Origin of the sequence: Rhizobium sp. UBA1881, assembly GCF_002338015.1 — a bacterium.
GTDB lineage: Bacteria > Pseudomonadota > Alphaproteobacteria > Rhizobiales > Rhizobiaceae > Rhizobium.
In genome coordinates, this window is the sequence record NZ_DDHH01000105.1 from 707 (window position 1) to 11798 (window position 11092).

The window sequence follows — 11092 nt, forward strand, 5'->3', positions numbered from 1 at the left end:
ATGCCCATCGTCGAAGGACGATCGTGCGTCAGATCGGCAAGGATACCGGCGCGCTTTTCAGCGAAGGGGCCGGAGAAGTAGCTGGCCTGGGCGGTCGCGACCGCGCTCTTGATCGCGTCGGGAACTGAGGGGTGATCGGCGAGGATCCTGGTCGATGCCCAGGCAAAAGCGATGCGCACGTCGCCCGCGACAAGCTCCGAAGCTTCCTTCGGTGTAAGCGCCCGGTTGCCCGATATCGCGCCATTGACCGCGACCGTGGCTCCACCGCCTGCGGCACGCGCCGACCATGCGAAGTAGCGCAGCTGCACCAGATCCATCAGCGAATTGTCGAGCGTGCGGATTTCGGCCTCGGTGGCAGCCGATGTTGTTTCAAGCTTGGAAAGGAAATCGCTGCCGACCGACAGGACGCGCGGCGCAAGCGACGCATCGCGCTGGTCGACGGGCTTTGCCAGTTCGGCGTCGATCGACGAGCGCAGCGAAACCAGAGAAGCATAGCCGGCATCAAGATCGGAAAGCACGGTCTTCAGCGTGTCCGTGCTGAGGCTGGACGAAATATCTTTCACCTGCGCAAGCGCCGCATCGACGATCGCTCGCTGCTTGCGCACGCTCTCCATGCTGCCCGCCGCGTCGGCCGCGGACAGCGTCAACGCAGTCGCGCTGTCGCCACGCTCGCTGCGGAAGGCCAGCAGCGCCTGGAACAGGGCCTTGTCGAGCTGCGCATTGGCGGCGACCTGGCCATTATTGGCGTATGTGGCATGCGAAGTCAGAAGCTTGCTGGCCACCAGAGCGGTCAGCCCGGCTGAAATCACAAGAACGACGGCAATCAAAACATTACGGATCGAAAACAATTCGGCCTCCAATGAGCGAAATATCGATCACGGATATCCGTTTTGCGCAGTTAACATTGAACTAATTTCTAATAACCGGATTCACCTGCAAGAAACCACAGAAAAGCTCTCTGCAACGAAGCTGAACAGGGAGGAAAACAAGAAATACTGCTCATCTCCATCTGTATTTCGATGCGATTAGTATGACAATATATTTCAATACTATCGGGAACGAATGGAATATCTCCCGCATCGCGTGCACCATTACCCTGCATCGGTATAGCCGGCCCGCCAGCGCTGCAAGAACGGGCATGATGATGATGAAAATCGGTATGCCCCTAATAAAATCAGTGACCTAACCGTCTTTTCATCCCCGCGCATTCCGCCTGCGCCACACTCACCCCCGTCCCGTCTTCGGATACACCGGTTGCGTTACCGGCGACGCGGGGCCGGCGCTTTCGGGAAGCCCCTGACGCAGGGTGAAACGAGGGGCGTCGCGGAATGGTCCCGCCAGTGAAGAGCTGGTGTGCGGGTGCATAGGTCGGTTCGCCGATACCACGCGCCTATGCACATAAGGGACGGCGACTGGCCGACCGTGGAGCCCGAAAGGGTTCTGCGGAACGGCGCCGGGGTGCCGCGGGCGACAGGTCCGCGGAGGCCCTCCCGGCGTCGATCAAGACGGCCCTTCGGGATGCCCGGGGAGCGAAAGCATCAAGAACAAGAACAATCCCGCGAGCATATCTCTGAAAAGATGCCGATCACCCGGTAAAGGAACCAGGACACGACTGCAGACCGCCGAACGGGGCGCCGGAAGGTGTCAATAAAACTAAACTATTTACGAGGCAGCTTTTGGCGCCCCGTCCGATCAGATGCCGTATCAACCGGGGGTAATGCCCGCCGGGGGTAGAGGCATGCCGCGTAGCATGATCACCCAAGCAACGTATATGCCGCCGAACCGAGCGCCACGATACCGAACACAATCAGCAGCCAGCTCGTCGCCCGCATCACCTTGGACGTAAAATCCTCCGACAACCGATCACGCGCCAGACTGACGGCGCCGCTTAAGCAAAACCACCAGGCCAGCGAACCGGCAAAGACGCCACCAACGATCGCAACCGAGCTGAAGCGCCTCGTCTCGTCCAGCAGGCCGAAGCCGGCGAACAGCGTTCCGAAGGAGAGGATCGTTGCCGGATTGGAAATGGTGAGCAGAAACGTCGCGACCGTGGTGGCTAAGAGCCCACCTGCCCTGATCTCGGCTGCCTCGACCGGATCGTGCGTCAGCCCGCGCCAACCGAGAAACAAGAGCAGCAGTCCGCCGCCGATCGCCAGCGGCAAGGTCGCCATCGACATGGTCTCGGCGAACACGGCAATGCCCGTCACCGCCACCAGCGCATAGCTGGCGTCGCCGATCGCCGTGCCGAAACCACAGGAAAAGCCGGCGAGGAAGCCGCGCTCCAGGGTGCGGTTGATGCACAGCATGCCGATCGGTCCAAGCGGCGCGGTGATGATGACACCCAGCACGGCGCCCTTGAGAAACAGCAGAAGCATATGGCGGTCTTAAACGCTCTGGCGCGCACCGCAACGAAAAAAGCCGCCGAAACCGGCGGCCTGTGACGAAATGCTTACGACAAGATGCCCGTGAGCCAAAGCCGGTATAAACTACCGGCAGAGATTGAATGGCGGCAATGAGCGACCGCCTTCGCCCTGTTTACCGCGCCGGCACCACCGCATCGCCGCGCGCGGCCAAGGCAGCCAGATCGGCAGGCTTCAGCTCGACCGATTCGCCACAGCCGCAAGCAGAAGTCTGGTTCGGATTGGTGAAGGTGAAGCCGGAGCGCAGGGTCGTCTGCTCGAAGCCCATCTCGGTGCCGAGCAGATAGAGAACCGCCGATGGCTCGATCCAGACGCTGGCGCCATCCCGCACGATCAGGTCGTCCTTGGCGTTGGGTTCGGTGACGAGGTCGATGGTATACTCCATCCCTGCACAACCGCCCTTCTTGATCCCGACGCGAATCCCCTTCGCCTCCGGTCCCGAATTCTCGACGATCGCCTTCACCCGCGCCGCGGCGGTGTCGGTCATGCTCATGACTGCAAAGCCCATAGGCCCATTCTCCTTCCGCAACCGGGGTCAAGGTCCGGTGCTTGTTCTTGTCAATTTAAGCGGCGATGATCAATGCTTCAATATCGAATGCCGAGATCATTGTCTTCAAGTGCTTTTTCATCGACTGATGTACTCTACAGGATACATTTTTCATGCTAACAGTGTTGCGAACGGTGACTTTCGCCAAATGGCTGTCACGGCTGAAAGATCGCCGCGCCGTCGCACGGATCGCATCTCGCCTCCTACGGGTCGAAACCGGGCACCTCGGTGACATCAAGGTGATCGGTGAAGGCGTCAGCGAATTGCGTGTCGACTACGGTCCGGGCTATCGGATCTACGTCACGATGCATGGCTCGACGCTGATCGTACTGCTCTGCGGTGGCGAAAAATCGACGCAAGCCCGCGATATCATCGAGGCGAAACGCCTCGCACGGGAATGGAAGGACGCACGATGACAATCGAAACCCAGCCCTTCGATGCGGCCGAGTTTCTCCACAGCGGCGAAGCGATCGAGGAATTCATCGCCGCCGCCTTCGAAACCCAGGATCCGGCCTTCATCGCCAAGAGCCTCGGCGTCGTCGCCCGTGCTCGCAACATGAGCGGACTTGCACGCGAGATCGGAATGAGCCGTGCGGCGCTCTACAAGGCGCTGAGCGGCCAGGGCAATCCCGAATTCGCCACCATCATGAAGGTGATGAAAGCGCTCGGCATCGGCCTTGCGCCCGTCATGCCCGACGGCAGATCGGCGGCCTGAGACTCAATACCAGCCGACCGCCACCTGCGCCTCTTCCGACATCCGGTCCGGCGTCCACGGCGGATCGAAGGTCATCGCGACTTCGACGCCCGAGACGCCCTCGACGGAACCGACGGCGTTTTCGACCCAGCCGGGCATCTCGCCGGCGACGGGGCAGCCGGGGGCTGTCAGCGTCATCATGATCTTGACCATGCGGTCGTCCTCGATGTCGATCTTGTAGATCAGCCCGAGTTCGAAGATGTCGGCGGGAATTTCCGGGTCGTAGACCGTCTTCAGCGCCATGATGACGTCGTCGCTGAGGCGCGCCAGTTCATCTTCTGGAATGCTGGAATGCACGATGCCTTCGCGCACGTCGATCTTCTGTTCGCTGTCGTCCAAACTCATGCGGACCACTCCTTATGCAAAGAATTTGCGCGCATACTCAAGCGCGTCGGCCAGGGCATCCACCTCGGCGCGGGTATTGTACATGCCGAAGGATGCACGGCATGTGGAGGTGACGCCGAAGCGTTTCAAGAGCGGCATAGCGCAATGCGTGCCGGCCCGGACGGCAACGCCGCGACGGTCGATCACGGTCGAGACGTCATGGGCGTGCAGCCCCTCGATCTCGAAAGAAAATATCCCGCCCTTGCCCGGTGCATTGCCGATGACGCGCAGCGAATTGATGTCGCGCAGCCGCTCGGTGGCGTAGGCCGCCAGATCCGCCTCGTGTCGTGCAATCGCCTCGCGGCCGACCTTGTCCATGTAGTCGAGCGCATAGCCGAGCCCGATCGCCTGCACGATCGGCGGCGTGCCGGCCTCGAAGCGGTGCGGCGGGTCGTTGTAGGTGATGGCATCCTCGGTGACCTCGAAGATCATCTCGCCGCCGCCCTGGAACGGCCGCATCGCCTTCAGGCGATCCTTCTTGCCGTAGAGCACGCCGATCCCCGAGGGACCGTAGAGCTTGTGGCCGGTCATCACATACCAGTCGCAGTCGATATCCTGCACGTCGACAGGCATGTGGACGGCACCCTGCGAACCATCGACGAGCACGGGAATGCCACGCTCATGCGCGATCCGGCAGATCTCCTTGACCGGAACGACTGTGCCGAGCGCATTCGACATATGCGTGATCGCGACGAGCTTGGTGCGCTCGGTCAGGCTCTTTTCGAACGCCTCGATGTGGAAGGCGCCCTCGTCGTCGACGGGGACCCAGACCAGCTTGGCGCCCTGCCGCTCGCGGATGAAATGCCAGGGCACGATGTTGGAGTGGTGCTCCATGATCGAGATGACGATCTCGTCGCCCTCGCCGATATTGGGCATACCCCAGCCATAGGCGACCGTGTTGATCGCCTCGGTCGAGGACTTGGTGAAGACGATATCGTCAACCGAAGGCGCGTTCAGGAAGCGGCGAACCTTTTCGCGCGCGGCTTCATAGGCTTCGGTGGCGGCGTTGGACAGGAAGTGCAGGCCGCGATGCACATTGGCGTATTCGTTGGAATAGGCATGGCTGATCGCGTCGATCACCACCTGCGGCTTCTGGGCCGAGGCGCCGTTGTCGAGATAGACCAGCGGCTTGCCGTACACTTCCTTCGCAAGGATCGGGAAATCCTTGCGAATGGCTTCGACGTCATAGGCGGTTGCGGGCACTATCTTGTCCATCATCTCGTCCGATCAGGCGTGCTTTTCGAGCCAGGCCGAGATCACGCCTTCCAGCGCCTCGACCAGGGCTTCGTCTTCCAGTTCCTCGACGATCTCGGCAACGAAGGCGTTGACCAGCATGGCGCGCGCCTTGTTCTCCGGGATGCCACGGGCCATCAGGTAGTAGAGATGGTTGTGGTCGATATCGGCAACGGTGGCGCCATGGCCGCACTGCACGTCGTCGGCGAAGATCTCGAGTTCCGGCTTCACCGAGAATTCGGCGTCGTCGGACATCAGCAGCGTGTTGCACGCCATCTTCGCGTCGGTCTTCTGCGCGTCGGGTGCCACCCGGATCATGCCCTGGAACACGCCCTTGGCGCGGTCGAACACGACGTTGCGGATGATCTCGGTGGAACCCGTATGCGGCACGTTGTGGCCGAGCACCATGGTCACGTCGGTATGCGTCTCGGCGCCAAGCAGGTTGATCCCGCGCAGCGTCAGATCGGCACCCTCGCCCGTCACCTTGATGTGCAGTTCCTGGCGCACCAGCTGGCCGCCGGCATTGATGACGAACAGCTTGAGCTTGGCGTCTGCACCGAGATCAATGCGGATCTGGCCGAGATGCGTGTCATCAGCGCCCTGCTGCTGCACGATGATCCAGGTCACCTCGCTGCCTTCGCCGACGGTCACGTCGCTGACATGCGAGACCAGCGCCGCATCCGATGCCACCGACAGGTGACGTTCGATCACGGTCGCCTTGACGGCCGAGCCGATGCTGACGGGAAGGCGCGTATGCGTCTGACCGCCGGCATGCACGAACTGGATTTCCAGTGGCTCTTCAAGCGCGGTCTCCGAGGGCACCTCGATGACGTAGCCGTCGCGCACGAAGCTGCCGTTGATGCGGCCGACCGCGTCGTCCTTGTCGAGCGCACCAAGGCCATTGGCGGCCGAACCGTTCGACAGCTGCTCGGCATAGCTCGAAACCACGAGATCGCTGGCGCGTGCCTTGTGATCAGGACGTCCCTGGATCACTGGCAACACGGCCGAACCCTCGACCAGCGGATCGCGGGCGTCGGAGCCGGCGTCGCCGGCCTGAGCGGGCACGGCGCGCAGCAGGGTCTTCAGGTCCGTGTAGTGCCAGGCCTCGACGCGGCGCGTTGGAAGCCCCGAAGTCTTCAGGTCGTCGAGCAGCCGGTCGCGAATGGCGATCACGGCACCGTCGCCCGGCAGTTCGCCGATCTGGTTGTTGAACGCCTCGATCAGCGCCGCTTCCGCGGCGGTCAGGCGGGTCGTCGTCTGCATGTTCATGCGACCAGTTCCTTTCCGCCTAGATCAGGCCGCCGCTCCGATGATGTCGGCATAACCATTGGCTTCCAGATCATGCGCCAGCGTCTTGTCGCCGCTCTTGATGATCTGGCCCTTGTAGAGAACGTGAACGGTATCCGGCACGATGTAGTCGAGCAGGCGCTGGTAATGGGTGATGACGATGGTGGCGCGATCGGGCGAGCGCAGCGCGTTGACGCCGTCGGCCACGATCTTCAGCGCGTCGATGTCGAGGCCGCTGTCGGTTTCGTCGAGGATGCAAAGCTGCGGCTCGAGCAGCGCCATCTGCAGGATCTCGGCGCGCTTCTTCTCGCCGCCAGAGAAGCCGACGTTGAGCGGACGCTTCAGCATCTCGGTGTTGATCTGCAGCTTGGCGGCCGCATCCTTCACGAGGCGCATGAAATCAGGCGTCTTCAGCTCTTCCTCGCCACGCGCCTTGCGCTGCTCGTTCATCGCGACCTTCAGGAACTGCATGGTGGCGACGCCGGGGATTTCGACCGGATACTGGAAGGCCAGGAAGATGCCCTTGGAGGCGCGCTCTGCCGGGTCAAGCTCGAGGATGCTCTCGCCGTTGTAGAGAATCTCGCCCTCGGTGACTTCGTAATCGTCGCGACCGGACAGGATATAGGACAGCGTCGACTTGCCGGAGCCGTTCGGCCCCATGATCGCAGCCACTTCGCCCGCCTTCACGGTGAGGTTCAGCCCCTTGATGATCTCGGTGCCGTCTTCGGCGATGCGGGCGTGCAGGTTCTTGATTTCAAGCATGGTTATAGTCCCATAGAAAAGCGTTCGAAAAGGGACGCGTCCTGCGCGCCCACTCGTACAATTGGTTTGGCGTCAGCCTACAGATCCCTCAAGCGAGATGCTGATCAGCTTCTGCGCTTCGACGGCAAATTCCATCGGCAGTTCCTGCAGAACTTCCTTGACGAAGCCATTGACGATCAACGCGATCGCCTCTTCTTCGGGAATGCCGCGCTGCAGGCAGTAGAACTTCTGGTCCTCGGAGATCTTCGAGGTTGTCGCCTCGTGTTCGAACTGCGCGGTCGAGTTCTTTGCCTCGATGTAGGGCACCGTGTGGGCGCCGCACTTGTCGCCGATCAGAAGCGAATCGCACTGCGTGAAGTTGCGGGCGTTCGATGCCTTGCGGTGGGCCGAGACCTGGCCGCGATAGGTGTTCTGCGAGACGCCGGCGGCGATACCCTTCGACACGATGCGGCTCGACGTGTTCTTGCCGAGATGGATCATCTTGGTGCCCGAATCGATCTGCTGATGGCCGTTGGACACGGCGATCGAGTAGAACTCGCCCCGGGAATCATCGCCGCGCAGGATGCAGGACGGGTACTTCCAGGTGATCGCCGAGCCGGTTTCGACCTGCGTCCACGAGATCTTCGAACGCGCGCCACGGCAATCGCCGCGCTTGGTCACGAAGTTGTAGATACCACCCTTGCCCTGAGCGTCGCCGGGATACCAGTTCTGGACCGTCGAATACTTGATTTCGGCATCATCGAGAGCAACGAGTTCGACCACGGCCGCATGCAGCTGGTTTTCATCGCGCTGCGGCGCGGTGCAGCCTTCGAGATAGGAGACGTAAGCGCCCTCTTCGGCGATGATCAGCGTGCGCTCGAACTGGCCGGTGTTCTTCTCGTTGATGCGGAAGTAGGTGGACAGCTCCATCGGGCAGCGAACGCCCTTCGGAATGAACACGAAGGAACCATCGGTGAAGACAGCCGAGTTCAGCGTCGCATAATAGTTGTCGGAGGTCGGAACGACCGAACCGAGATACTTCTTCACCAAATCGGGATGCTCGCGGATGGCTTCCGAGATCGACATGAAGATCACGCCGGCCTTCTTCAGCTCTTCCTTGAAGGTGGTGACGACGGAAACGCTGTCGAAAACCGCATCGACGGCAATCTTCGGCCGCTCGACGCCAGCCAGAATTTCCTGTTCCTTCAGCGGAATGCCGAGCTTCTCATAGACCTTGAGAATTTCAGGATCGACTTCGTCCAGCGACTTCGGACCCGGCGTCGACTTCGGCGCGGCATAGTAATAGATGTCGTTGAAATCGATCTTGGGATAATCGACGCGCGCCCAGGTCGGCTCTTCCAGCGTCAGCCAACGATGATAGGCGTCCATGCGCCATTCGAGCATCCATTCCGGCTCCTGCTTCTTCGCAGAGATGAAACGGATGATATCCTCGGACAGGCCCTTGGGCGCCTTGTCCATCTCGATGATCGTCTCGAAACCGTATTTGTACTGATCGACGTCAATCTCGCGGACGCGATCGACCGTTTCCTGGACGGCGGGCATATCGTTCTCCAATCTCGCCGGAGAAAAGGTCCGGCAGCTTGTCGTTCGGGCAATTTTTGTTGCCCCTTATGTAAGTGGCCAAAGGGGACTTTTCAGCCCGAATGGCAAGTGGAAATTTGCGTTTTCGCAAATTTATCAGGCGGTCGTGACGCTTTATCAGGCAATCACGCCGCCTCGCCCGCCGGCTTGCGCCGCGCGGCTATCTTCGTGAATGTCGCGACGGCCTTGGCGATATTCTCTTCCGTCGTGGAAAAACCCAGCGACATCCTGAGCGCCCCAAGCTTGGGATCACGCCCCATCGCCACCAGAACATGGCTCTCGCCGACCTTGCCGGACGAGCAGGCAGCCCCCGCAGACAGCGCCACGCCTTCGAGATCGAAGGCGATCTGCCCGGTCTCGGCCTTCAGCCCCGGCAGGGTGAAGAAGGTGGTGTTGGAGACACGCTGTTGATCCGCGCCATAGATCACGACATCGGGGGCGGCGTTGCGCATTCCGTCTTCCAGCTGCTCTCGCAGAGCGGAGATGCGCGCATTGCGGTCGTCAAACTCCCGCACAGCCACCTCCGCAGCCGCGCCGAAGCCGATCACGGCAAGCGAGTTCTCGGTCCCCGAGCGGTGACCCTTCTCCTGCCCGCCGCCATGGATGAGCGCCCTCGGCATCAGCACTTCGCCGCGCGACACCAGCGCACCGGCGCCTTTGGGGCCGCCGATCTTGTGCGAGGAGACGATGATGAAATCGGCGCCGAGCGCATTGATATCAAGCGCGATCCGGCCTGCCGCCTGCACGGCATCGACCACGAGCAGGCCGCCACGTGCCTGCACGATCTTGGCAACCTCGCCCACCGGCTGCACCACGCCCGTCTCGTTGTTGACGAGCATGACGGCGACCATCGGCAGGCCGGTCGATTTGTCGTGGCCATCAAGAAGGCCCTGCAGGTGATCGAGATCGACGACGCCGTCGGCGGTCACCGCGATCTCGGTCGTGCGGTCTTTCCCGAAACGTCCGCCTTCACGGATCGCCGGATGCTCGATGGCAGAATGATAGAGATGCCCGATCGCCATCGGCGTACGGCCCATGCGGAAATCCGGCGTCAGCACCATGTTGGCGGCCTCCGTGGCGCCACTGGTGAAGACGACATGGGCGGGATCGGCACTGACCAAGGCCGCTACCTGCCGGCGTGCGCCTTCGATCGCGGCGCGCACAGTGCGTCCCTCGCCATGAACAGAACTTGGATTGCCGAACATATCCAGCGCCCGCAGAACCGCGTCGCGCGCTGCGGGATGCAGCGGTGCCGTCGCGTTCCAATCGAGATAGAGCCGGGCCGGCGCCATGATCTTTTCGTCCTGCGCTTGGTTCTTGCGTGGCAAGCCGGTGCATTTTCCTTGAAAAGTCAGCCGGGCTTGCCTTATGACACATCCAACACTGCGTGGATTGCCATGCAAGTTTCGAATTGTTCTAAACTGCGTTTTAGAAAAGCTGACAACGTCCGTCAAGTCTGCACAGCCCGAACGCGAGAAATAAAAGCCGGAGTACCGATGCCCGAAGTCATTTTCAACGGCCCCGCAGGCCGCCTTGAAGGCCGCTACCAGCCCTCCAAGGAAAAGAGCGCGCCGATTGCCCTCATCCTGCACCCGCACCCGCAGTTCGGCGGCACGATGAACAACCAGATCGTCTACCAGCTCTTCTACATGTTCCAGAAGCGCGGGTTCACGACGTTGCGCTTCAACTTCCGGGGTATCGGCCGCAGCCAGGGCGAATTCGACCATGGCGCCGGCGAACTCTCGGATGCCGCCTCCGCGCTGGATTGGGTGCAGAGCCTGCATCCTGATTCGAAGACCTGCTGGGTCGCCGGCTATTCCTTCGGCTCTTGGATCGGCATGCAGCTCCTGATGCGCCGCCCGGAGATCGAAGGCTTCATGTCGATCGCGCCGCAGCCGAACACCTACGACTTCTCCTTCCTCGCCCCGTGCCCGTCGTCGGGCCTGATCATCAACGGCGACGCCGACAAGGTGGCACCGGAGAAGGACGTCAATGGCCTGGTCGAAAAGCTGAAGACCCAGAAGGGCATCCTGATCACCCACCGCACGGTGCCGGGCGCCAACCACTTCTTCAACGGCCAGGTGGAAACGCTGATGGGCGAATGCGAGGACTACCTCGACCGCC

At 61.4% G+C, this 11092-nt stretch carries 11 protein-coding genes and 1 pseudogene; 3 read left to right on the top strand and 9 right to left on the bottom strand.

The features are described from left to right. The 3 genes and pseudogenes from B3605_RS12835 to sufA form a co-directional block, all read right to left on the bottom strand. Positions 1–848, bottom strand: a pseudogene (locus B3605_RS12835) (methyl-accepting chemotaxis protein); the annotation flags it as partial. Positions 849–1754: 906 nt separating this feature from the next. Then, complete coding sequence (locus B3605_RS12840) at positions 1755–2375, bottom strand: LysE family translocator (protein ID WP_112941584.1); 621 nt, start codon at positions 2373–2375, stop codon at positions 1755–1757. A 160-nt stretch (positions 2376–2535) separates the two neighbouring features. Then, on the bottom strand, positions 2536–2928 hold the full coding sequence (gene sufA, locus B3605_RS12845) for a Fe-S cluster assembly scaffold SufA (RefSeq protein ID WP_112941585.1): 393 nt from the start codon (positions 2926–2928) through the stop codon (positions 2536–2538). Positions 2929–3080: 152 nt separating this feature from the next. Between sufA and B3605_RS12850 the strand changes: the two genes are divergently transcribed. Further along, positions 3081–3383 (top strand): type II toxin-antitoxin system RelE/ParE family toxin, encoded by a 303-nt coding sequence (locus B3605_RS12850; protein WP_112941586.1) that lies wholly within the window; start codon positions 3081–3083, stop codon positions 3381–3383. Further along, positions 3380–3682 (top strand): addiction module antidote protein, encoded by a 303-nt coding sequence (locus B3605_RS12855; protein ID WP_112941587.1) that lies wholly within the window; start codon positions 3380–3382, stop codon positions 3680–3682. Before B3605_RS12850 ends, B3605_RS12855 begins: the two co-directional genes overlap by 4 nt. A gap of 3 nt (positions 3683–3685) precedes the next feature. On the opposite strand, the gene B3605_RS12860 is transcribed toward B3605_RS12855, so the two are convergent. The 6 genes from B3605_RS12860 to B3605_RS12885 form a co-directional block, all read right to left on the bottom strand. Then, positions 3686–4066: an SUF system Fe-S cluster assembly protein gene (locus B3605_RS12860; protein WP_018902236.1), complete on the bottom strand. Its 381-nt coding sequence runs from the start codon at positions 4064–4066 to the stop codon at positions 3686–3688. Positions 4067–4078: 12 nt separating this feature from the next. After that, entirely contained in the window at positions 4079–5320 is a 1242-nt protein-coding gene (locus B3605_RS12865) for a cysteine desulfurase (protein ID WP_112941896.1), read from the bottom strand. A 12-nt stretch (positions 5321–5332) separates the two neighbouring features. Continuing rightward, positions 5333–6607 carry a Fe-S cluster assembly protein SufD gene (gene sufD, locus B3605_RS12870; RefSeq protein ID WP_112941588.1) on the bottom strand — a complete coding sequence of 425 codons (1275 nt, stop codon included), beginning with the start codon at positions 6605–6607 and terminating at the stop codon, positions 5333–5335. Positions 6608–6631: 24 nt separating this feature from the next. Beyond that, entirely contained in the window at positions 6632–7387 is a 756-nt protein-coding gene (sufC, locus tag B3605_RS12875) for a Fe-S cluster assembly ATPase SufC (protein WP_018902233.1), read from the bottom strand. Between the two features lie 72 nt (positions 7388–7459). Continuing rightward, entirely contained in the window at positions 7460–8929 is a 1470-nt protein-coding gene (gene sufB / locus B3605_RS12880; RefSeq protein ID WP_112941589.1) for a Fe-S cluster assembly protein SufB, read from the bottom strand. A 164-nt stretch (positions 8930–9093) separates the two neighbouring features. After that, positions 9094–10260, bottom strand: a complete 1167-nt coding sequence (locus B3605_RS12885; RefSeq protein ID WP_112941897.1) for a cysteine desulfurase family protein — start codon at positions 10258–10260, stop codon at positions 9094–9096. A 204-nt stretch (positions 10261–10464) separates the two neighbouring features. On the opposite strand from B3605_RS12885, the gene B3605_RS12890 reads away from it, so the two are divergent. Further along, the coding region (locus B3605_RS12890) for an alpha/beta hydrolase (protein ID WP_296434351.1) at positions 10465–11092 on the top strand (628 nt) is incomplete at its 3' end.

What these genes read in the sequence shown, in the direction of transcription:
- B3605_RS12840 (WP_112941584.1), bottom strand. Translation starts at nt 2,375, where the DNA reads ATGCTTCTGCTGTTTCTCAAGGGCGCCGTGCTGGGTGTCATCATCACC.
- sufA (WP_112941585.1), bottom strand. Translation starts at nt 2,928, where the DNA reads ATGGGCTTTGCAGTCATGAGCATGACCGACACCGCCGCGGCGCGGGTG.
- B3605_RS12850 (WP_112941586.1), top strand. Translation starts at nt 3,081, where the DNA reads ATGCTAACAGTGTTGCGAACGGTGACTTTCGCCAAATGGCTGTCACGG.
- B3605_RS12855 (WP_112941587.1), top strand. Translation starts at nt 3,380, where the DNA reads ATGACAATCGAAACCCAGCCCTTCGATGCGGCCGAGTTTCTCCACAGC.
- B3605_RS12860 (WP_018902236.1), bottom strand. Translation starts at nt 4,066, where the DNA reads ATGAGTTTGGACGACAGCGAACAGAAGATCGACGTGCGCGAAGGCATC.
- B3605_RS12865 (WP_112941896.1), bottom strand. Translation starts at nt 5,320, where the DNA reads ATGGACAAGATAGTGCCCGCAACCGCCTATGACGTCGAAGCCATTCGC.
- sufD (WP_112941588.1), bottom strand. Translation starts at nt 6,607, where the DNA reads ATGAACATGCAGACGACGACCCGCCTGACCGCCGCGGAAGCGGCGCTG.
- sufC (WP_018902233.1), bottom strand. Translation starts at nt 7,387, where the DNA reads ATGCTTGAAATCAAGAACCTGCACGCCCGCATCGCCGAAGACGGCACC.
- sufB (WP_112941589.1), bottom strand. Translation starts at nt 8,929, where the DNA reads ATGCCCGCCGTCCAGGAAACGGTCGATCGCGTCCGCGAGATTGACGTC.
- B3605_RS12885 (WP_112941897.1), bottom strand. Translation starts at nt 10,260, where the DNA reads ATGGCGCCGGCCCGGCTCTATCTCGATTGGAACGCGACGGCACCGCTG.